Raw genomic sequence first — 22,680 nt, forward strand, 5'->3', positions numbered from 1 at the left:
CATGGTGAGTAAAGAAGTCATGTCGGAGCCGAGCAGCGAAGGTGCCGCAGCAGCCGGTCGGTTTGCGGCGAAACGTACGGTCTTCTATGTGCAACCTTTAATTGCACGGTACCGCATGGAGGTGGTTGCCGCATTGGGGCGGATTTTCAAGGTAAAGGTATTCGCCAGTTCACACGGGGTCGAGTCGCGCGGATTTTCGAGAGAGGAGCCGGTGTGTGAGGAGTTCGTTGAGACTGGCATTACTCGTCTACTTTCGCAGCGAATCAAGATCCAGAACAAGGTATTCGGGCGTATTGTGCGCGAACGCCCCGCCGCTGTTTTGATTTTCGCGGACGTGACGTACCTCTCGTTGTGGCTCGCGCTTGCTTCCGGGCGCGCGTTGAGAGTTCCCGTGGTGATTCATGGTCAGGGGCTCTACCGGTACGCGAAACCGGGTTTGGCGCGAGTTCTTTGCTATCGGGCAGCAGTTGGGTTGTCGACTCAATATGTTTGCTACTCCGAAGCTTCGAGACGTTCGCTTGAGCGAATCGGTTGCCCGAGTTCGAAACTAGTTGTGGCCAGTAATTCGCTCACCGTCACGCAGACTGTAGATCCTTCAGAGAAGACGGGCGCGGAGCATGGCGTGTTGTTTCTCGGGCGCTTGCGCGATGGCTCTAACGTTGAATATCTCATCGAGGCGGTGGCGCAGATGCGAAACGCAGGCCATGCAATCGTTCTGCATGTGGTGGGCGATGGAGAACTGCGTGATCGACTGAAGAATACGTATTCGCATTGCACCTATCTCTTTTGGCACGGCGCAGTCTTCGACGACAAGGAAATTGCAGCGATCAGCCGGGCATGCCGAATCGGATGTTATCCAGGCGCTGCGGGTTTGAGCGTCGTACACATGTTCGGATTAAGTTTGCCTCCGCTGGTACATGACCAGTTACCGCTGCACATGGGTCCCGAACCAGAGTATGTAGAAGATGGCCAAACCGGGTTTCTGTACTCTCGGGAAGGCGGAGCAAATTCATTGGCCGCGTCCCTTAGTAATATCTGGGCTCGTCCCCCGGAAGCAATACAGGCAATTGCCACGTGCGCCTTTTCGAAATATCAGCAACTCAATTCACCGACGTTGGGCCGGAGGTTGGCCGACATCATTGATAGGGCGCTTGAACGATGAAATCTGAACCATTTGCCACGGAGGACGCTGCGCAAGCGGCAACGGAGCGGACGTTCCAGGACTTGCGCCAGTTTTCAATGCCGGGCGGATTCAGGGGGCGTAATGCATTAGTCGTCCAGTTATGGTGGATTTGCTGGACGCTGCTATTTCGCGCGTCGCCTCAGTTCTTGTATGGCTGGCGCCGCTTTTTGCTGCGCGCGTTCGGCGCACGCGTTGGCAAAGGAGTGTTGCTTAGGCCGACGGTCGTAGTGACCTATCCATGGAAAGTGACGTTCGGGGAATACAGTTGGATCGGCGACGATGCAGTGCTTTACAGCCTTGGCCCTATCGAGATAGGAGCACATGCGGTGGTTTCTCAACGTTCCTATCTGTGCGGCGGTGATCATGATCCGGCGCGCGTCGATTTTGCGATACGCGGCAAGCCTATCCATATCGGTGAACAGGCTTGGGTGGCGGCAGAGGTATTTATCGCGCCGGGGGTGACGATCGGCCGCGGCGCACTGATTGGCGCGCGCAGTTCGGTGTTCGCCGATATGCCGGCGGGAACGGTTTGTTTAGGCCACCCGTGTCGTCCAATAAAGCGTAGGGAAACCGCATGAAGATCCTGATCTATGGCATGAACTACGCGCCGGAATTGACGGGTATTGGTAAGTATTCGGCAGAGATGGCCGAATCACTTGTGGCTTTGGGACACGACGTGCGCGTGGTGTGCGCCCCCCCTTACTACCCCGATTGGCGTGTGGCGCAGGGCTTCAGCGGCTGGCGATACAGTCGTCAGGCGCAAGCAGGTGTGGATGTTTGGCGCGGCCCAGTCTGGGTGCCCAAAACTCCGGGTGGCGCCACGCGTATGGTGCACCTCGTCAGCTTCGCAATATCGAGTTTTCCGGTGGTTTTGCGCCAGGTGCTCTGGCGACCGGACGCCGTCGTAGCTGTTGCGCCCAGTTTGATGAATGCCCCGGTCGCTTGGTTCAGCGCGCGACTAGCACGCGCGAGCGCTTGGCTTCATATCCAGGACTTCGAAGTCGATGCTGCGTTCGGACTTGGGATGTTGAAGGGGGGGCGACTCAAGCGAGTTGCGCTATCTATCGAGCGTCTGCTGATGCAGCGCTTTGACGTAGTCTCGACGATTTCGAGAAAGATGATCGAGCGCGCCGCGAGCAAGGGCGTTTCCCCAAGAAAGCTGTTCGCGTTTCCGAACTGGGTTGATATCGACACAATTTTTCCGCTTGAAAAGCCAAGCGAAATGCGTATTGAACTTGACATACCAACGTCGGCAACGGTCGTACTGTATTCAGGCAACATGGGGGCCAAGCAGGGACTCGAGGTGCTTGCGGCAGCTGCAGTGTCGCTCGCGAATCGGGAGGATATTGTGTTTGTTTTCTGCGGCAATGGACCGACGAAGAAAGTGCTGATGAACCAATGCGAGGGTTTGAGGAACTGCCGCTTCGTGTCGCTACAACCGATCGAACGTCTGAACACGCTTCTGAACCTTGCCGACATTCATGTGCTGCCGCAACGCGCAGATGCAGCAGATCTCGTCATGCCGTCGAAGCTCACAGGCATGCTCGCGAGTGGTCGCGCGATTGTTGCCATGGCGCAGGCGGGAACGGAGTTGCACGACGTAGTAGCACCCCGTGGCGTGGTTGTGCCGCCAGAGCAGCTCGAACCGCTAGCCAACGCGCTCATTGCACTGGCGTCGGATTCCGCGAGGCGCGCCAAGCTCGGGGAGGAAGCGCGTGCCTATGCGGTATCGGCGCTGTCCCGAGATGCGGTGATAGGCGACTTCGATGCGAGACTGCGCGCCTTGCATCCAGAATACACGCGGCAAATGGAGAGGGAAGGTGGCGACCAACAGCAGACGCGGAAGCCGACGGCGGTGGCCTTGCACGCTGACAGGAGCGACCGGTAACGGGTGCTTTCGTAAGGGTCAGAAATCTGCTGTCACTACAAACAAATTGACGGAAGTCGAGTGGGATGATCGAGGGCCTGCGTGAACGAAGCGTCGATGTGGGAGCGTAAGGTTCAAGCCATTGCACCACGGCAGACTTGCTATACCGGATGTCGACGCCATGCGAGTGGGTGAACCAAAGGTTGCGGTAGTGGGAAACATGGGCGAACTGCGCCGTCGCTAGGCCCAGAGCCGGGCAAGAGTGTCTAAACCAATGGCACGTGTATGTCAGTACATTTGGGGCAATCGTGGTCAGGATGCATTTGTTGTCGCGATCCGTGGTACGAGGCGCATGCCTTGATTGGGAACCTACGGATCTGGGCTCCGGCGGCGTTGAGGCAGTAATACTTGAGCGGACTTGTGTGACATGAGGCAGGCTCAGTCAATTCGCATGGCTTATGTTCTCGTCGATAAATTATTTTCACATTTACAAATGAAACAGATCGCAGCATTCGTCTCCAACATCTTTTTGCCGAGCCGGTTTGATTCGTCGACTGAGCAAGGACGATCACGTGAAAGGGAGCGGAGGATCATGCTGTCGAGCATGGCTGCGATTTTGGCGAAGTTTCTTTCCGCAGCCGTGGGCTTGATGACAGTGCCTATTACTCTTAAATATTTGGGTTCTGAGCGGTACGGATTGTGGATGACCATATCTTCCATCGTCGCAATGCTCGGGTTTGCGGATCTTGGAATGGGTAACGGTTTGCTCAACGTTGTGGCGAGGGCGCATGGGGGGGGGGACACCAAAGCAATAAAAAGAAGCTTTGCAAGTGCCGGCATTTTTTTGTCCTGTATCGCATGCGCCATTCTTGCGGTCTTCGCTCTGATATATCCAGCAGCGCCATGGGCAGATTGGTTGAACGTGCGTACCTCATTGGCTGTATCGGAGTCGGGTCAGGCAGTAGGAGCATTTGTAGTTTGCTTTGCTTTTAATATACCCGCAAATCTCGTTCAGCGATTGCAACTAGGCCTTCAGATGGGGTTTGTTGCGAATTTGTGGCAGATGGTGGGGAGTATTTTTGCATTTATTGCGGTTCTTGTGGCGGTGCATTATGAAGCGGGGCTTCCATGGTTAGTTTTTGCGCTGAGTGGCGCGCCAGTTCTGGCGGCGCTATTGAATGGAATAATCTTTTTCCTTGTTGTTCGTCCAGATTTGATTCCGAAACTTTCGGACGCTTCGTGGGATGACGCGGCGCGCGTTGGAAAAACTGGCGTGTTATTCGTATTTTTACAGTTAATCGCTGCCGCTGCATTTGCTTCAGATAATTTTATCATAGGCAGGATACTTGGGATGGGTGCTGTATCCCAGTATGCGGTCATCGCGAAGATGTTCAGTGTCATCCCGTTGATATTGTCTACCTTGCTGACACCATTGTGGCCCGCGTACGGTGAGGCGTTGGCTCGAAATGATACAGATTGGGCCGTGCGCGTGCTTAAGAAGTCACTGAAAATGGCCCTTCTCGGAACACTTGCGCTTTCTTCGTTCCTTGTGTTGTTTGGAAATCAAATAATGGAAGCATGGGTCGGTAAAACGATAACCCCATCGTTGGCTATATTGAGTAGCTTTGCTATCTGGAAAATTCTGGAGGCCGTTGGTAGTACGTTTGCAGTTTTCTTGAACGGGGCAAATATCATTCGAACCCAGTTGATATTGGGTTTTGTAACTGCGTGCTCGGCAGTCGCATTAAAAATATTTTTAACGAGAGAGATTGGATTTATTGGGGTAATTTTTGGAACGTCCATTAGTTATGCAGTGTTTTCAATCACCCCCTACTGTTTTTTATTTTGGCGATTTATTCGAGTTGGGAAGATAAAATTTTGATTTATTGATTTTGTTGTGATCTATATGCGAAAGTTTGAGATTGATTTGTGCGGCCCGTATCTAGTGGATATTTTATGAAAATCTCCTCCCTGATTGGCAGCTTTGCCAGAAATTTTTTGCCTCCAAAAATATACTTCAAATTCTATAGATTTGTAAAACGAAGTAGATTGAAGGTGGGTGCGGGGTCATTCGTGCATGATACTGTACAAATAATCGGGCAATCGAACGTTGCTATAGATCGGAACGTTGTGATCGGTGAGAGTGGTTGGTTTAATGTGAACCATAGAGAGGTTGGAAAGTCGGCTATTTTGATTGGAGATAACTGCTTTTTTGGCAGAAGAAGTTTCCTTTCTAGTGGGGACAAAATTCAGTTCGGAGAGTATTGCCTGACAGCTGCAGATTGCAGGTTCCTTGGCAGTTCGCATGAGATATCCGATCCGTCGATGCCTTATGTTACGACAGGAACAACACGGGGCGATTCTATCGTTATTGGACATAAATTGTTCTTCGGTTATGGGTCGGTCGTTTTAGGAAATGTCACGATAGGGTCAGGGTCCGTGATTGGGGCGGGTGCTCTAATCTTAGAGGACGTTCCATCTTTTAGCATGGTGGTTGGTAATCCTGGAAAAGTTGTCCGGAGATACAGTTTTTCACAAAAGGCATGGATTCCAATCGGTATTTTATGTCCGTCAGATCTGGATGAAAATCCCTCGGACGTTGCTTTTTTAGCAATGCTTCGTCGAAGAGGTGGTACGCCTAGTTTGCCAATAATTGCAGCTGGATCAGATATGGGTAATTTATGAGAGGCAAAACTGCGCTGGTTACTGGCGCCAACGGTTTCCTTGGGCGGCACGTTAGCCGGAATTTATCTGAGTCGGGATGGGATGTCCTAGGTTTGGGACACGGCACATGGGCGCCGAAGGAAGCAAACCGTTGGGGAGTGGCAGAATGGTTTTCGAATGATGTCACATTGGCCGCTCTGCAAGATATGAATGCACGCCCCCAAGTGATAGTTCATTGTGCTGGTAGCGGCTCGGTGTCGTATTCGTTGATGCGGCCGTTGCTCGATTTTTCGCGGACGGCTTTAACTTTAGCAGCAGTCTTGGAATATGCACGGACGCATGTGCCGGAAGCGGTGGTGGTATATCCATCGAGCGCCGCCGTCTATGGCAACGCTGTTTCACTACCGATTGAAGAGCGCACACCACTGTTACCAGAATCACCCTACGGCGTACATAAGGTAATAGCAGAGCAGCTTTGTTCATCCTATGCAAGAAATTTTAACATCGCAACGGTAGTGATTCGATTTTTCTCGATTTACGGAGAAGAATTGAGAAAGCAACTGATTTGGGATGCTTGTAAGAAAATTTACAGTGGAGATTTCAAATTTTTCGGAACCGGTGAGGAAACCAGGGACTGGTTGCACGTTGAGGATGCTGCAAATCTTATTCGTGCAGCTATTGTGCATGCGACACCTGAGTGTCCCATCGTAAATGGGGCATCTGGCCGCGCAACCTCAGTTAGCGAAATTTTAAAAGAATTGTTTTTGAACATCGCTCCGCATCATGCCCCAAGCTTTTCTCGTCAGGAAAAACCAGGTGATCCGAAGCATTTTCAGGGGGATGTTTCTGCAGCGCTAAAATGGGGCTGGTCACCATCGATTGGCATAAATGACGGGCTGCATCAGTATGTGAAATGGTTTAAGGGGGAGGTTGTATGATAAAGGTGGCATTTGTTTTTGGTTTTCGGAATGAAAATTGGCTGGGTGGAATTAATTACTATAGAAATTTGATTTCAGCAATTAAATCATTGCCTGACAGAAAAATCGATCCTGTCATTTTGATTGGTACCCGAGGCTCTGAAGATTTGCTTCGAGATTTTCCCCAGCTCGAGGTGGTAAAAACAACACTGTTGGATCGACGTCATCCTTCGTGGTTTTTCAGAAAATTATTATATCGGATATCGGGACGTGACATCGTCTTTGAAAAATTTTTGATTAAAAATGGCGTTTCCGTTCTTTCACATCATCATCCTCTGGGGAAGCGGGCGAGGGTGCCGGTTATGGGCTGGATTCCGGATTTCCAGCACAAACATTTACCGGAGCTATTTTCGGAGATCGAATTGAAATCTCGAGATAAATGGTACGGCGAGATTGCTTCCCAATGCTCAAGGATTATTGTCAGTAGCGATCACGCGCGAAAGGATCTGGAAAAATATTTTCAAGTGGAAGCGCGACGCATAAGCGTGCTTAAATTCGTGGTTGATTATCCGAAAGATCTTGATTTATTGGATCGTGCCGCCCTTGAGGAGAAATTCTCCTTTGAGGGGGGATATTTTCATCTGCCGAATCAATTTTGGCAACACAAAAACCACGAGATTGTTGTGGATGCGTTAAAAATATTGAAGGACAAGGGGCAGAAGGTTGTTGTTTTGGCGACGGGGAATACCGTTGACTACAGAAAAAAGGATCATTTTAATTGGTTGTGTAAAAAAATTGAGGAGGCTGGGGTCGCGGATGGATTTAGGATACTTGGGGTGGTCTCATATGGCGATCTCGTTTCACTTATGGTTCATTCTGCGGCAGTCATAAATCCATCTCGATTTGAAGGTTGGAGTACCACTGTGGAAGAGGCGAAAACACTTGATAAACCGGTAATTTTATCAAGAATTGAAGTTCATCAGGAGCAAGCCCCGAAAAACGCATTGTACTTCGATCCAAAAAACGCTAGTGAGCTAGCGGATTGTATCTCGAAAGCGTTGTTATGTGATACTCGAGGCAAAGGCGGTGGGTTTCCATTGAATGATCTGGCGGTTTCAAATAATTTTGCACAGCGAATTGCGTTTGCGAACGAGTTTCAGGAGGCTGTACTGGCGGCTGCGTATCCGCAGGAAAAAGTTCATTCCCCGATGCTATGAACGGCACTTTATACTGGTACGGCCTATTCATCTGAATCTTAATGTAGTCGGTCCGATATATTTTAAGCATGTTGTTTATTTGATTTCCGGATTGGGTCATGCACGGGAGTTCTCGCCGAATGCTCACGTTTCCGCAAGTGATCCAGACGATTCTGTGCAAGGATGTTTATGAATCTACGGTATCTGGTCTCGATCACAATCCTTGCTACGGTAACGAGTTCGTTAAGTGCGGTGAGGAACGATGCGACGCAAGGCCATGTGCACGCTGGACGCATTTTGTGCTGGGGAGATTCTCTAACTGCGGGTGCGGGCGGAGAGGGAGTGACTTTCCCTGAGGTACTGTCGCAAATTTTGGGTGAGGAAGTAAAAAATGATGGAGTTGGAGGCCAAACATCTTCGCAAATTGCGCAGCGTGTAGGTGCTATACCTATTATTGTGTCGGTTATTGGCGACCACATTCCAGGAAATGGGGCCGTAGAGCTAGTAAAAATCTTGAATGCACCCGTCAGCAAAAACGCTACGTTGCCGGGCAAATTGCTACACATCAACGGCCTATTAATTAGGGATGTTAATGAAAAATTCACTTTTGAAAGGTTAGCGTCTGGTAATCCAGTTAAAGTTATAGGTGGCGCGGAGTTCGAGGCCAATGTGGATGTCGATGCGAATGATCGAGTCATTATTTGGGCCGGTCGCAATGATCGTACGCAGGTGGAAATGGTTGAGGCGAACGTTGCCGATATGGTGCGTTTGGTTCGCTCGAAGGGCGCCGATTTCATCGTGATTTCCATCTTGAATGGTATCTGGGAGCCTAGAGGTTCCGTTGGGTATCGGCAAATCAGCGAGATAAATGACTCGTTTGCGCATACCTACGGAGATCATTATCTTGATGTACGAGAATGGCTGGTCTCCCAGTTCGACCGGCGCAACCTAGGAGACAATCTAGATCATGACGCGGACATCCCACCACGAAGCCTGCGGTCCGACGGTTTGCACTTGAATGCGATTGGCTATTCGCGGCTTGGCGCCTTTCTCGCATCGCGATTGGAAGAGTCGCCTTCGGCAATGCGGCGCTAACATATGAAAATGTCGAAACTGTTAATCTCAGCACACCTGCAGCGGTCTATCTCTATCACGGTATTGGGAATAGTGCTTGCTATGTCCAGTCCGCCAGTGCTGGCGAAAAACGCATGCGTCACGACTGATTTGGAAAAAATTTCCTCAGCCGACCGATCATATTGCGGTCCGAACATTTTCTTGTCTTTGGAAGATGCCGTTTCTGCTTTGGCGGGTAAATCGAAAGACACGAATGCCGGCGACGAGATCGTGATCTATCCAGGTACGTATCGATTGGCTCGGACGCTGGTGATCGACGGAGCGTCGTTCCCGGATGGTCTTGTCGTCCGGGCAAAGAAGGCGGGGACGGTATGGATATCAGGCGGCGCGCCGTTGTCGCCCTTGGAGGAGTTAAGCCCGTCTGAGCGAGACTCGCTACCTGCACCTGCCAACAGCCTCGCCAAGGTGGCGCGACTGTCTGGTGGTCGAGCAATGCTGTCGAGTGATTTCCAAACGCCGGTGGCTGCTGCGCTATTTTTCAAAAGTGCAGCTCTGCCAATTTCGCGTTGGCCGGAGGAAGGATTTGGCGTAACCAATTCTGTTGCTAGCGATCACCAAAGTTTTGGCGTCGATCCCGCGCCTCCGCCACTATACGGAAACTGGGATAATGTCTGGGCTAACGGGTATTGGGGAACTGACTGGGCTGACCAGCTTACGCGGATCATAGTGGGGCGCAACGGGATTAGGTTCTCCGTCGCTCATCCGCTTAAATATTCGATGTCAGAAGGACGGAGGGTGGTCCTCTATAACTCTCCTTCGCTAATGTTTCAACCCGGACAATGGAGCGTTAATGCGCGAGGTGACAAATATCTTGTAATCCCTCCTACTGACTATCGGAGCGGGGAGGAAATCACTGTTCCAGTCGTGGACGTGCTATTCAACATTCTTGGAGCTAGGGATGTGGTCCTTGAGGGGCTGTCGTGGGAGGAAGCTAGCTCTTCCGCTATCGTCGCTCGAAATGTCTACGGGCTGCGAATCGAAAGCTGCAAAATTCGCAATATTGGTGGGACGGCTATTGTTTTGCAGGGTATGGACAGTTACATTCGGCGCTGTGAGATCGCTGATGTAGGTGCGGGCGGCATCGATCTTGAAGGAGGCGATAGGCAAACCCTCAAGCCAGGTAGGATTTACGTTGAGAATTCGAAGCTTTACCAATTTAATCAGTGGTCTTGGACCTATTCGCCTGCAATATTGATTAAAGGGGTTGGTAACGCCGTACGTGACAGTACAATTTCAGGCGGTACTCACAGCGCTATTATTTTTTATGGGAATGATCATGTGATAGAAAACAACGATATATCGCACGTGGTTATGGAGACGGGTGACGCAGGTGCGATTTACACAGGCCGTGACACCACGGCCCGCGGAAATATCGTACGTAATAATTTCCTGCACGATATAGTCGGCGTCGGTAGCAAGGGTGCTACCGCTGTTTATCTTGATGATCAAGCTGCAGGTAATTCTGTTTTCAAAAATGTCTTCCTTAGAGTGCACCGCGGCGTATTAATCGGAGGCGGGCGTGATAACGACGTGGAAAACAACATTTTTCTAGCCAGTAAAAGTGCTATTTATATGGACGCGAGAGGGTTGAGCTGGCAGAAAGGCGCTTTGCTCGACAGGAGCAATCGGTTGGCGCAAGAACTCGCACGAATACCTTACCAATCGACGCAGTACGCGAAATATCCGCACCTCGCCAACATACTGGTAGATGAGCCGGGGGCGCCCATTTATAATATAGTTCGCAACAACGTTGTTATTGGTGGTGACTTGCTTGATCAAGATAATAACAGGAAAATGGACGCCACCCGATGGCTATTCTTGAGCAACAATGCTCTCGGCGAGAGGTGTAAAGTGGACATTGAATCTGATGCGTTGCTTCCCCTTGTGTTCGTTGCGCTACGCCGTTGTGTGCAATTCCCAGCTGGCTTCAAGGAAATTCACGCGCCTATGGGGATGCGAAACTAATAAGTGATCGGACGCACGCTGATCAAGTTGTTCGGGGTGCTCTGAGCAATGAACGTGTCTATCGCTTACATGTCTATATAAATAGGCTCGCTCATTAGTCTGTTGGTGCGTGCGAGTCAAAACTAATAATCACTTTGAAAATAACGAAAAAATTAGGGTTTCGGATGTTTAAGTCAAATTTTGATCCATGTATCTTCCGCAGGCACAATTGCGGCAGAGGTGTGTGGGCGGAATAACGAAAAAATCGCTAAAGAAACTCGTGACGAAATTTGCTTTTTTAAAAGTGGAGTTGTTCTCTATGAAATTGCGCCCCTCGACGCTGATCGAATTTTCCATGATGTTGGTAGTCGTAGGTTCTTCGTTGAGAAACGTAACTTCTGCTGAATTTGATGGAGTTGTCTATTCCGCGTTAGGTAATTTTCTTCGAGAGGCAGCTTTCCCTCTTGCAATTGTTGGTTTTGTTATCCTTCTGGTGCGTTTTGTTATAATAAAAGGAGATATTCGTGCCAATTGGAGTGCGCCCGCAGTTCTGCTGTTATGTTTTCAGGTCGGATTGATTTTTCGAACCGGACTTTTGGATGAAATGGACGTTCGCCTAGTGTTGGGGCTTGTATTGCAGTGCTTGATAGTGTTGATTTTTTCGATAGGCCTGCCTACTATCAGAAAAAATGGAGGGTGGCTCAAAGAATTGACTGTTGGAGCTGCTTTCGCTTGTTGTTTATATGTATTAGAGAATGTATATGAATTTATTTTAAATGGGGCTGCTACAACCTGGAAGGGGCGTTTTTTGGGTCTAACGAATCATCCAAATTTTTTGGGGGTTTCCGCAGCCCATTCTTGTGTTTTATTATTTGCATTTGTTCTGGATGCTAAAATTCAGAAGAGGGTCAGATTTGTTTTCGGATTTCTTGCTCTAGGGGCCGGGTGGCTAGTTTTTGCTTCTGGATCGCGAACTGCATTTATTAGTTGTATTTTTGGCTTGTTGCTTCTCGCTTTTATATCTGGCGGAAAGAAAGCTATTCGTTATGTTTTTATGCTTTCACCGTTTCTCTTGGTGGGTGCGGTAATTTATTTTTCTTCCGGGACGAGCGATTATGATGTAAATTCGTACCGATTTGCGTCAACGCAGAATACTCGCAGCGAAACTTGGTCGGCGCTACTTGATAATTTCAATGGTAGTCCTTTTTGGGGGGTTGGGTATCAAACCGCGGGGACAGCAAGTTCGTATCTTCGTGCGTTGGCGTCCTCGGGAATATTCGGATGCGTACCTTTGGCATTTGCATTGGTCATTATTTTAGCAAAATGGTGCAGGCTCGTTTTGTTTGTGAAGAGGAATGCTTACGATTTTCGTTTTGCTGCGATTCCTCTCCTTCTGACGACGCTAACTGGAGCCGTTACGGAGGGTTATCTTCTCGATCTTTTTACGCTTCCGCTGCTTTTGTTTTATATGGAAATGTTTTCAATAGCGTATCTCGATAGATTGGTGGCTAAGCCCATCTGGTTATACGGAAGTGAAGACGCGACATCGACCCTGCGTAGTCGGAACTCGAAGAAATCTGGGCACAAGGGGTTGCCCCCGGTGTCACAATAGATATCGGTGTGCCAAGAAGGAAAGCGATGGTATGTCGCCGAACATGCTGTATCCGTGATGAGGGCAGGCCCCAATTCGCTTTGGGACTGCGTGACCGACCGGATTTCATGCAGCAGTCAAATTCCCCTTCTGTCTCACCTCGTCGAACACACATCGTTCGCTCTGCTTGAGCAGCACGCCACCGTTCGCCCCAATGCTCTCAACTTAAGCCCGAAAGGGCTTGTATACGGGGCGTTAGACCTGTAAACTTCATCGCATAACTGATTGATAATTAAACGATATGAACTCAAATACCAGCGTCTTCCCAACTCCTGGCTGAGTTCTGCGATTTTCTGTCCGATCCGGCGCTCGCTGAACGCGTGCGCCGATCTCCCTCCGCCTTCACCCGCAATCGCACCCTGACGTTGCCGCGCATGTGCGCGAGCGTGCAGGCCCGAACTCGATAGCCTGTTCGGCGTACTGGACGGGCGCGGCGTGCGCACCCGCGCGGTCAGTGCACAGGCCTTCAGCAAGGCGCGCAGGGGACTGTCGGCCGAGCTGTTCGAGCTGGCCCGCGCACGTCTGATTGAACTCGCCCAGCCCCGCATCGACGCGATGCGCTGGAACGGTCTGAGGCCGGTCGCCGCGGATGGTAGCCGCCTGCGTGTAGGCACGCGTCGCGGCCATGAACTGCGTGCCGATCACTACGCCTTTGCCCTGTTCCTGCCGGGCCCGGAACTGACTCTGCACGCCGCGCTTCATCCCGCCGACGGCGCCGAACGGTAGATGCTGTTCGAAGCGCTCGATGTGCTGCAGCCCCATACCGACCTGCTGCTGCTCGATCGTGGCTATATCGGCAATATGATGGTGGCCGCCCTTGCGCAGCGTGAAATCCACTTCTGTCTGCGCGTCGATACCCGCGGCTGGACCTGCGTGAAAGAGTTCGCGCACAGCGGCCAGGCCGAGCGCATCGTGACGCTGCCGGCGCCCAACTCGGACGACGCCCGCGACTATGAACTGACGCGCACGCCTACTACCGTGCGCCTGATCCGCGATGTCACGCCCAGCGGCCGGGTGCGCGTGCTGATGACCTCGCTGCTGGACGGCCAACGCTACCCGGCTGTCACCTTTCGGCGTAATGGAGCCAGGCATTTTCGCCGTAATGACGCCACTGGAAACGAGCAAATCGAGGGCTCGAACGGGGATCAAGGTTGCTTGATTTTGCCTCCTTTTGCAAGCTCGGTTCTGAATGTTTCGACGCCCGGTTTTAGTCCGCGATAGCTCTCGCCGTCGAGGACGATTTTGTGAGCGCCATGACGCAAGCGGTCGAGGGTTGCAGCGCCGATCATCTTGTTTCCTGGGAATGCTTCCCCCCATTCTGGGAAGTCCAAATTCGACGTTAAAATCGTTGCTGCGCGCTCATAACGCTCGGCGATCAGGTCGTGGAAGTCTTCATCGTCTGGCGAACGCAGTGGCTTAAGACCAAAGTCGTCAATGATCAGAAGTGGAAGCTTGGCGAGATACTGGAAACGACGGTCGTAAGTGCCCACGGCTGCCGCGCTGCGCAGGCTTGCTAATAGTTGGCTTTGTGTTGAGAACAGCACATCGTGTCCTTGCCGAGCTGCAGCGTGTCCGAGGGCTTGCGCAAGATGGCTTTTCCCCGTTCCGCAAGGCCCGGCAATCAGGACCGCCACCTTCTCGTCAATAAATCGGCACGTGGCGAGATCATGGATAGCGGATCGATTCAGCCCTGGTAGCCGGTCGAAGTCGAATCCTTCGAGCGTCTTCTGGCTACGGAAGTTGGCGCGTCGCATGCGCAGGCTGAGCTTCTTGTTATCGCGCCGGGCTACTTCGTCGTGAATGAGCAGCGAAAGGAATTCGGTGAAGGCGAGCTTGCGATCGATGGCCTCGCGGTTTCGCGCTTCCAGCGAATCGAGGATGCCGGACAAGCGCAGCTGCTTAAGCAGTGGAGTCAATTCAGGAATGGGATGCATGGCCGGCCTTATTGGAGAATGGTTTGTGTGTTGCGGCAGAAACGGCCGCCTTCGGTGTAGGTGCTCGCCAGCGCATCAAAGGCGTTTAACAGCGTCAGCTGATCCAATCCCTTTTGCAGAATGGTTTTAACGGCCGTGTAGTGCGGCGTGCCGTAGTGGTTGGCGCGCGAGCATGCTGCTTCAAGGCGGACTGCTCCGTATTTCTGTTTGAGCCGCAAAACGCCTTGCACCGAGCGCATCTTGATTAAGACTTTGTCGCCGAAGAGCGCCTGCACCAGGGCATAGCAGGCAGGCCCGATCTGCTCAGCAGCTGCCAAACACCACTGGGTGTCCTGCAGTTGCCACGCCTGGGCAGCGGATGGCAGATGATCGTCTACCGTGCGACGGTCGCCTGCGCGAGTTAGGCGGGCGTGGGCTGCGACCGATTCCTGCCCGCGATACAGCGTCACCATGGTGTCGGTCGCCTTGAGCCACAGTTCCTGGCCGACCAGCCTATACGGGACCGAGTAAAAACTCTGCTCGAACTGGACATGAGCGTCGCGGTGCACCTTGGCCTTCGCCCACACGGCGAGCTCCGGCGGCACGTCCGGCAAGCTGATCAGCAGGCTTCGTTCAACTTCCGCGAAGCGCTTGAGCGGCATGTCGCGAGTCGTACCGTGAATGCGGTTGCCGGCTTCGTTCATCACCCACGCGTGTACCTGGCGATTGGCGTCAGCCACGCCACGAAACTCGCGTAAGGGCAAGAAGCCTCGCTTCACAAATTTGACGCCCGATTCCACGATTCCCTTTTTTTGCGGATCCCTTGGCGGACAAGCATCAATCTTGAAACCGTATCCTTCTGCGCACTCGCCGTACGCGCGTTGCACCTCGGGCTCGTAATAGCACGCGCGCGTGATCGCACATTTGCAATTGTCGATGATGACCCGAGCCGGCACACCACCAAATGCCTCGAACGCGCGCCGGTGACATCCCAGCCAGGTTGCTACCGTCTGGTCTCGGACAAACTCAACATATTGGTGGCGCGACCAGGCTAGGGTCATGACGAAGAACCATGTCTTGTGGATCTCGCCGGTGAGCGCGTCGGTCATCATCGGACCGGCGCCGAAATCAACCTGGGCCGCTTCGGCCGGCTTGAATTCCAGGCGCAGCGGCACGTCGGGCGTGTGCGATGCATCTATATGCAGAAGGAAACGATAGACCGACGAATAGCTGCCGCCGTATCCGTGGTTGCGAACGAGCGTGGAGTGGATCGTCGTGCATTGAACTCCGGTTGCCCGCCACTTGGTGATCTGCTCCCGCCACGGTTCCAACGTTGAGACGCAGCTCGACGGTAGCGGCGCCTCTTTGCGATCCAGGAAAGCGGCCATTACGTGTTCGTCGGGCAAAACCGCTTCACGCGCCAACCATCCGTTCCTGGCGGCAATCTCCCGCACCTGCGCGATCTTCTTGCGCCCCATGGTCTTCGATCGTGCGATATCCCGGTCGGAGTCGCCTCGGCGCATGCGCACTAGGATCTGTCGGTACTGGTACATCTCGAACCTCCGATTGGCCACGGCCTCTCCCGGCAAAAGGCCGGGAGTCTAGCCGATCAATGAAGTTCGAACCCTCGCTGCTCGTCATCTGGGTGGCGCCATTACGCCGAAAAACTACTGGCGCCTTTACGCCGAAAACGCCCTGGCTCCATTACGCCGGAAATCCGGTGGCGCCATTACGCCGAAAACGAAATGGCGCCTATATGCCGGAAATTCACACCGGCAGCCGCTTTCGGCGCGCTCTATCACCAGCGCTGGCGCATCGAGGAAGCGTTCAAACGACTGAAGCACCGGTTGCGGCTTGAGGCTGTTACAGGGCTCGATTACCTGGCGCTGCAGCAGGACTTCGGCGCAAAAATTGTTGCCGACAACCTACGCTGCTCAGCGATATTGACAGGCCGCGTGATGATGAACCTGCCAGTCGCCCGAACCGGCTTTACGCCATCGGTGCACTTAAACCTATCCTCGGTGGGTGCCTTCTGCGCATTGGATTATGTCTCGGGAAGCTGGCCGATATGCTTGAGCTTATCCACCAGACCCGATCTCGTGTCCAGCCCTCACGCTCTTACCCTCGACCACCCAGAAAAGCCAAACCCCATCTCCATCTCGCGTACAAGCTCGCTTGATGTGATGGGGCTTAAGTTGAGAGCATTGCCGTTCGCCCAGGGTGATCGAGAAGTTAAAAAGTGCTGAACTCGGGCGATATCTATTTCGCCACCTTTATCGCGCTGGCGCCGCCATCTGCATCAAGATCTGTTGCTCGTTGCGTCAGCGAGTCTAAACACATCCCCGCTGCTGCATCCTCACCGTAATCCTAACTCGAAAGGAGCTGCGCTAGCGGTGTGTCATCGGGCCGCAGGAAAGGGTGCAATCCGACTGTGTCTGCCGTCGTACAAGGGCTATAAGCGAAGATGAAGTACCTTCAGGATTTAGAGGGCGAAACAGACGCGGTAGACGACCCGCTTGCATGTGGCAAGCCAGTCAAATCGGCCTGCAGAACATTCAGAAAATCTTTCGCCATTGCCTGAACGGTGAAGCGTGAATTGAACGTTTTGACAGCTTGTGTCCCCATCTGCGTGCGCAATATTGGCTCAAGCGCGAGCCAACGGCGCAGATTCTGCTCGGTGCCGGCGATTGTATCCTGCGCGATGAACCCCGCGCAGTCGGCCTGAACTTCGCGCCAGATGTTTACCTTACTCGAGATCAGTACGGGGACGCCGCAGGCGAGCGCCTCGGCAACCGCAATGCCGAAATTCTCTTGATGCGATGGCAGAATGAATGCGTCGCTCGCGTAGAACGCGCCCCACTTCAAATCGCCTCGCAGCATACCGGGCCACGTGATACGGTGGGCGATACCGAGTTCTTCGGCCAACGCTTTCAACGTGGTCATCCAGCCCGTGCTGTCGGGCCCGGCGATGACAAGGTGCGCAGCGTTGTCCAGATTAGCGACCTTCGCGAATGCGCGGATCAGCAAATCGCAGCCTTTCTTCGGGTGAATCCGGCCGAGGAACAGAATTAGGCGTTTGTTCTTCAGTGCCGGGTAGGTCATCCAAAACTGCTCGCGCAGATGCGCGGCGTTCGCGGGTGGCGCGCTGGTTCCAAAGGATACGACTCGTTCATTCGCTCGATAGAGCCAGAATGACTGGCGCGCGAGGAACCGTTCGTCCTCCGTCGTGAAGAGGACCGCGCGTGCATCGCGCAGCACGCGATACTCCGCCCACGGCCAATAGAGCCATTTCTTCAGATGCTTGAGCGGATACGCGTGCTTGAACCACGGGTCGAGCATGCCATGCGCGAACACGTAGTAGCGGACGTCAAGGTCCCGCAACGCCTTCCACGCACCGAAACCAAGGTATTGCCACAACCCATTGATGACCACTGCGTCGAAATCCGGCGCATGCTTGTGCAGCCACGGCACAAGGAGCGGCGTGTATCCATAATTGCGGTGCGTCGGTCCCAACGCATGCGTGGGCAGCGGAAATGCGGGAATAAATGGCGCGTTGGGCGCATCAAGTGACGCCACCTCGACTTCATGCCCCATCGACACCATCTCGATGCCGCTCTGGCGCACACTCTCGGTTGGCCCGCCGGCTCTCGGGTCGAGCGTCGCGAGTAAATGCAGAATTTTCATCGAAGTAAGCTGCTTTTAGGGAATGCGGGTTGCACGATAGACTTCATCAAACATTGGCTCGCAAAGCGCCCCGCGACGAGGACGAGTATCACGCCTACGGCAAGCGAAATCTGCGTAATGGGACTCGACATTTCATCGGCTGCCGTGTTGCCCATCGCGAACAGACACGGTAGGAGGAGGTTGCTTGATACTGCGAGCGGTGCGCTGAAAGCAACTCCGCTAAACCGGAGATCCAGCTTCATACCTGAACTATTCCGCGAACAATCGATTTACCATGGCGGCCTGTAGATCGTGCTCGCAGGATGCGAAACGGTGGTACCACTGAGTGAATCGTGTTGCGAGGCAGAAGTCGATGTCGGGGTAAGGGTAGTAGCCGGTTCGAATTCGTGGGATTCATGGCGTTCACCTGCGACGCGAGTGCCAACTGCATTGTGATGCGATGTTGCTCCTTCAGCGGAAGCGTTCCCGCCCCTGGCAGCCTGCTCTTCGGGTCCGTAGCCGAGGCTAGAAATGTAGCTATCCTCGTAGTCCTCCGGGGCACCCAACAGAGGACTTAACGCGGAATCCGGGTGGGACTGTGCCTTGCGTGTCTGGTTGCTTCGCGTCGAAGCGTGGTCCTGCGCCGGACTTGAGGCGCGGGTGTCGGGCAGATAGGTTTCCGAGCCGTCCTGCGGCGCCCCCAACAGGGGGCTCAGGGGTGACGCTGAAGCGGAATGTGCGTTGTTCCGTTGACTGTGGGACGAAGTGTGATCGTGCACCGAATTCAAGCTGATTTGTGCGCTGGCCGACGCACAGGCGAGGGCTGTCACCGCCGGCGCTAACGCCATTAACAAGGTTTTCATTTTCATACGCGACTCATGCATATCCAGGTCGATCCAACAGCTAGATTGCCGTTGTCTGCGCCGAACCACAACCAATCAAAGCCCCTCGCCTCGTTGGCGAAGGGCGTGCGCGGGCAATGAATGCCAATGAGAGATTCCCGAGCACCTTCAACTCATCACGCACGATATGAAGGCTTGGCGCGTAGCGCTGCGGGTATGCGGCCAATTCGTCACCACGACGCAGTGCGGGCCGCATCGCGGCCAATCGTATAGTACGTCCAGCCGCTATCCCGCATCGCACCGGGATCGTATAGATTGCGTCCGTCAAATACGACCGTGTCCTTGAGTGCCGACTTCACCTGCTCGAAATCCGGGCTGCGGAATTCCTTCCATTCGGTCAGGATCACCAGCGCGTCAGCATTTCGGAGCGCCACGTCGCGTTCTTTTGCAAAGGTCACGTGCTCGTAATGGTCCGGACCGAGGTCTTCCGCCAGCCGCCGCCGGGCTTCGTCGAGCGCAACAGGATCGTACACGCTGACCGACGCGCCCGCGCGAATCAATGCTGCGATCAGTTGCCGGCTGGTTGCCGCTCGCATATCGTCGGTGTTCGGCTTGAAAGCGAGGCCCCAAATGGCAAAGTGCTTGCCATTAAGTGCGTCGTTGAAGTGCTGTTTGATCTTGTCGAACAGCACCGTCTTTTGCAGGGTGTTCACATACTCGACCGAAGCCAGGACGTTCAGCTCCATGCCGTGTTCGTTGGCGGTGTGCATCAGCGCCTGCACGTCCTTTGGAAAGCAGGAGCCACCGTATCCACAACCGGCGTACAGGAAGCTGTAACCGATGCGTGGATCAGAACCAATGCCGCGCCGGACATGTTCGATATCCGCGCCAACGCGGTCCGCCAGGTTCGCAAGTTCATTGATGAAGGATATCCGTGTGGCGAGCATTGCATTGGCCGCGTACTTGGTGAACTCGGCCGATCGCACGTCCATGCACAGGGTGCGTTGATGATTGCGGTTAAACGGTGCATAGAGCTGTTCCATCAGACTCTTCCCGCGCAACCCCGGGACGTCGGAATCGTATCCCAATACGATACGATCAGGGCGCATGAAGTCCTCTACCGCAGCGCCTTCCTTGAGAAACTCCGGGTTTGAGACCACGGCGAACTGTGCGTCGCTGCCACGTGCCGCTAATTCCTCCAAGATCGCATCACGCACCTTGTCTGCGGTACCCACCGGTACGGTTGACTTATCAACAATGACCTTGAATGAGTCCATGTGCTGGCCTATGCTGCGCGCGGCAGCAAGCACGTACTTCAAGTCTGCGGAGCCGTCCTCATCGGGTGGGGTTCCGACCGCGATGAACTGAATATCGCCGTGTGCAACCCCCTTCGCGATGTCGGTGGAAAACGTCAGACGACCGGCGTCGCGATTACGCGTGATCACTTCCGATAGACCAGGTTCGTAGATGGGTACGCCTCCGCTGTTTAGCTTTTCAATCTTCGCTGCATCAACATCGAGACACAGCACATCATTACCCAACTCCGCGAGGCATGCTCCGGTGACAAGACCGACATAACCTGTTCCGACGATAGTGACTTTCATGGATTCTGGTGCGCGTAGAAAGTGGAAATATTCTGCGAGTCGGCACACAAATGCACGCCTGGTCGGCTTGTCCGAAGGCGTAACGGTCCGACGAGTTCGAATCTTTACTCAACGAAACCTGTTTCGGGAATATCTGGCGCAAGGCGACAAGGTAATTTCTCTTTCCGTCAAGGTTTGATCGGCATGGCGAGCGTGGCGGATGCGCGGTGAGAGTGTCGGCTTCGCTAGTAGGAAGTCGACGGTTGGAAGATTCCGGTGAATGAAGGGTGGTTTGCAGCAGTGGTGCCTCTATACGGAGGCACCGCTCTCTCTTTCACGATGCTGTTGCATTGATTGTCAGAAGTTCGCATATCAAGCATATCCGAGGTACTTTCGCGTACTTCTATGAGACTGCGCTTGACATTCACTGCATAACGCGGCGTCGTATTTCGTTACGTGAGTAGCGTAGCGATGCATTGACGAGATAAGCGACGAGAAGACGGCGGATAAGTTCCCAAGATTGTCGGACAGAGATAAATCTTGCAACGTACACTTGCTGGGATACGCACGTCTTCGGTGAGCGAAATTATGCGTACGATGTCTATCTCAAAGACATATCGGCACGGGGTACGCGCATTGATCGATGCTTTTTCCCGCGATCTGTCATGGGTTTCTCACACGTAACAACATTCTTTTTGATCATTTCCTGCTGAATGACCATGCTTCCAACTCTTATGTTCTTGAATGTCGTCGATGCAACACCATTGGTAGCCATCGACCTTATCATTGAGAACGAGATGGGCGGTTATCTTCTCGGGCGTCGCGTCAACAAACCCGCTCAGGGTTTCTGGTTTGTCCCGGGCGGTCGCATTCGCAAGAACGAGCGCCTTGACGACGCCTTTCACCGGATCGCAAGCGAGGAACTGGGTCGAGCCGACCTCAGACGGGCCGACGCTGATCTTCTTGGCGTGTACGAACATCTGTACGAGGACAATTTTAGTGGTGAATCCGGCATCTCGACTCATTACGTTGTACTCGGGTACAAACTGCGGGGCACTATTGACCTTGCGAGCCTGCCCGACCTGCAACACACGGCGTACCGTTGGGCCACGAAAGAAGAGATCACGACCGATGCGGAGGTTCATCTGAACACGCAAGCTTATTTCGGTGGTCCCGCGCTACGATGAGGAGGTCGTTTTTCAGTATGACTGGACGCTTTCCTCGAACCCGGGGCCGACTGTTTTGCCAAGCGCGAATACGTTGGCAAAATGGTTAGCCCGCGCATGCACGCGGCGGAGGATTAAAGAATTATCGTGTCCGTTAACGTCAGAGGTTGGTTGGTATCTGCCAACCGGTCTCCATGCACGCCGGTGCTCGCTCATACTTCCGTTGCTTATTGGCCTTGGTTAGCGTTTCCGCGCCTTCGAAACCTCGTGTTTCCCACCAATTCAATACTTGAGCGCTTGTTTTGATTCCTCGAGATGTCGGACGGGGACAGACAACACGCCTCTCGAAATACGTGCGTGGTCAGGCGTTGGAATTGGCGCGCAATGGAACTCGCAATAGCGTTAGAGGCCGTTGGGCCGGTGGCGGAGCCCACTTCAACGGACGGCACGGCGAACCCCTGGCGCCGGCCGTCAAGGAATGACACGAACACCGCAAAGGGTTGAAGCGTACTGGTAGCGCACAGGATGCACAGGCGCGGGATTAATTGGAAACGGGGTTGGTAAGGGGGAGTGATCGATGACGGAGAATGAAATCATCCAGGAGTCGGCCGCGCTGCGTGGCCAAGGCAAATATCGGGAAGCGATCGACCTCATTGAGGCGAACCTTCCGAACATTGAGGGGGGCATCCGACTCAATGCCCAACTCGAGGCATTCCGGGCCGCAGTAGAAGCAGGGGATGCCGAAACGGCGCACGAGTATGCGACAACGATCGCGGCCGAAGAACCGGGTCGGCCGAGCATCCTAGCCGTTGCGCTGACCAACGGCGTATTAATGTGGTCGATCAGGCCGGAAACGGTAGCACGGGGCGGCCACGCCTAAGTGGACCGAAGCGCGGCGCGTCATGGCAGCGGACACTGGACGGCTGCGCGGCGTCTCACCGTGCAGTGCGCGAAATG

19 protein-coding genes are annotated in these 22,680 nt (G+C 53.5%); 15 read left to right on the plus strand and 4 right to left on the minus strand.

Annotation, left to right across the window (positions count from 1 at the left end; translation table 11 throughout):
- Position 1: 1 nt before the first annotated feature.
- The 12 genes from SB772_RS11955 to SB772_RS12010 all read left to right on the plus strand — a co-directional run bounded on the left by SB772_RS11955 (position 2) and on the right by SB772_RS12010 (position 13,777).
- A complete protein-coding gene (locus SB772_RS11955) occupies positions 2-1,162 on the plus strand; it encodes a glycosyltransferase family 4 protein (protein WP_410833464.1) in 1,161 nt (386 codons plus the stop codon).
- On the plus strand, positions 1,159-1,761 hold the full coding sequence (locus tag SB772_RS11960) for a putative colanic acid biosynthesis acetyltransferase (RefSeq protein ID WP_410833465.1): 603 nt from the start codon (positions 1,159-1,161) through the stop codon (positions 1,759-1,761). Before SB772_RS11955 ends, SB772_RS11960 begins: the two co-directional genes overlap by 4 nt.
- Entirely contained in the window at positions 1,758-3,071 is a 1,314-nt protein-coding gene (locus SB772_RS11965) for a glycosyltransferase WbuB (protein WP_410833466.1), read from the plus strand. Before SB772_RS11960 ends, SB772_RS11965 begins: the two co-directional genes overlap by 4 nt.
- A 430-nt stretch (positions 3,072-3,501) precedes the next feature.
- The gene (locus tag SB772_RS11970; protein WP_410833467.1) at positions 3,502-4,932 is read left to right on the plus strand and encodes an oligosaccharide flippase family protein; all 1,431 of its coding nucleotides are present in this window, start codon (positions 3,502-3,504) and stop codon (positions 4,930-4,932) included.
- A 74-nt stretch (positions 4,933-5,006) separates the two neighbouring features.
- Complete coding sequence (locus SB772_RS11975; RefSeq protein WP_410833468.1) at positions 5,007-5,735, plus strand: acyltransferase; 729 nt, start codon at positions 5,007-5,009, stop codon at positions 5,733-5,735.
- Positions 5,732-6,652 (plus strand): NAD-dependent epimerase/dehydratase family protein, encoded by a 921-nt coding sequence (locus SB772_RS11980; RefSeq protein WP_410833469.1) that lies wholly within the window; start codon positions 5,732-5,734, stop codon positions 6,650-6,652. Before SB772_RS11975 ends, SB772_RS11980 begins: the two co-directional genes overlap by 4 nt.
- Positions 6,649-7,848 (plus strand): glycosyltransferase family 4 protein, encoded by a 1,200-nt coding sequence (locus SB772_RS11985; RefSeq protein WP_410833470.1) that lies wholly within the window; start codon positions 6,649-6,651, stop codon positions 7,846-7,848. The genes SB772_RS11980 and SB772_RS11985 overlap by 4 nt, the downstream gene beginning before the upstream one ends.
- Before the next feature lie 168 nt (positions 7,849-8,016).
- Entirely contained in the window at positions 8,017-8,922 is a 906-nt protein-coding gene (locus SB772_RS11990) for an SGNH/GDSL hydrolase family protein (protein ID WP_410833471.1), read from the plus strand.
- A 3-nt stretch (positions 8,923-8,925) separates the two neighbouring features.
- Positions 8,926-10,926, plus strand: coding sequence for a right-handed parallel beta-helix repeat-containing protein (locus SB772_RS11995; RefSeq protein WP_410833472.1), 2,001 nt, complete (start codon positions 8,926-8,928; stop codon positions 10,924-10,926).
- Positions 10,927-11,224: 298 nt separating this feature from the next.
- Entirely contained in the window at positions 11,225-12,517 is a 1,293-nt protein-coding gene (locus tag SB772_RS12000) for an O-antigen ligase family protein (RefSeq protein ID WP_410833473.1), read from the plus strand.
- A gap of 474 nt (positions 12,518-12,991) precedes the next feature.
- On the plus strand, positions 12,992-13,282 hold the full coding sequence (locus tag SB772_RS12005; RefSeq protein WP_410833474.1) for a hypothetical protein: 291 nt from the start codon (positions 12,992-12,994) through the stop codon (positions 13,280-13,282).
- Positions 13,283-13,777 carry a hypothetical protein gene (locus SB772_RS12010; RefSeq protein ID WP_410833475.1) on the plus strand — a complete coding sequence of 165 codons (495 nt, stop codon included), beginning with the start codon at positions 13,283-13,285 and terminating at the stop codon, positions 13,775-13,777. It abuts the gene before it with no gap.
- Here the strand turns inward: SB772_RS12010 and istB are convergent.
- On the minus strand, positions 13,702-14,490 hold the full coding sequence (istB, locus tag SB772_RS12015; protein WP_201124243.1) for an IS21-like element helper ATPase IstB: 789 nt from the start codon (positions 14,488-14,490) through the stop codon (positions 13,702-13,704). The genes SB772_RS12010 and istB overlap by 76 nt on opposite strands.
- 8 nt (positions 14,491-14,498) lie before the next feature.
- The gene (istA, locus tag SB772_RS12020; RefSeq protein ID WP_410833476.1) at positions 14,499-16,022 is read right to left on the minus strand and encodes an IS21 family transposase; all 1,524 of its coding nucleotides are present in this window, start codon (positions 16,020-16,022) and stop codon (positions 14,499-14,501) included.
- A gap of 192 nt (positions 16,023-16,214) precedes the next feature.
- On the opposite strand from istA, the gene SB772_RS12025 reads away from it, so the two are divergent.
- On the plus strand, positions 16,215-16,715 hold the full coding sequence (locus SB772_RS12025; RefSeq protein WP_410833477.1) for a transposase: 501 nt from the start codon (positions 16,215-16,217) through the stop codon (positions 16,713-16,715).
- A gap of 229 nt (positions 16,716-16,944) precedes the next feature.
- Here SB772_RS12025 and SB772_RS12030 read toward each other — a convergent pair whose 3' ends face one another.
- Positions 16,945-18,153, minus strand: a complete 1,209-nt coding sequence (locus tag SB772_RS12030) for a glycosyltransferase (protein WP_410833478.1) — start codon at positions 18,151-18,153, stop codon at positions 16,945-16,947.
- A 1,051-nt stretch (positions 18,154-19,204) separates the two neighbouring features.
- Positions 19,205-20,578, minus strand: a complete 1,374-nt coding sequence (locus tag SB772_RS12035) for a UDP-glucose dehydrogenase family protein (protein ID WP_410833479.1) — start codon at positions 20,576-20,578, stop codon at positions 19,205-19,207.
- A 698-nt stretch (positions 20,579-21,276) separates the two neighbouring features.
- Here SB772_RS12035 and SB772_RS12040 point away from each other — a divergent pair.
- Both SB772_RS12040 and SB772_RS12045 read left to right on the plus strand, forming a co-directional pair.
- The gene (locus SB772_RS12040; protein ID WP_410833480.1) at positions 21,277-21,744 is read left to right on the plus strand and encodes a GDP-mannose mannosyl hydrolase; all 468 of its coding nucleotides are present in this window, start codon (positions 21,277-21,279) and stop codon (positions 21,742-21,744) included.
- Positions 21,745-22,300: 556 nt separating this feature from the next.
- Complete coding sequence (locus SB772_RS12045; RefSeq protein WP_410833481.1) at positions 22,301-22,603, plus strand: hypothetical protein; 303 nt, start codon at positions 22,301-22,303, stop codon at positions 22,601-22,603.
- Positions 22,604-22,680: the final 77 nt, after the last annotated feature.

Source organism: Paraburkholderia sp. SIMBA_030, from assembly GCF_046535245.1.
In the GTDB taxonomy this organism is placed as follows: domain Bacteria; phylum Pseudomonadota; class Gammaproteobacteria; order Burkholderiales; family Burkholderiaceae; genus Paraburkholderia.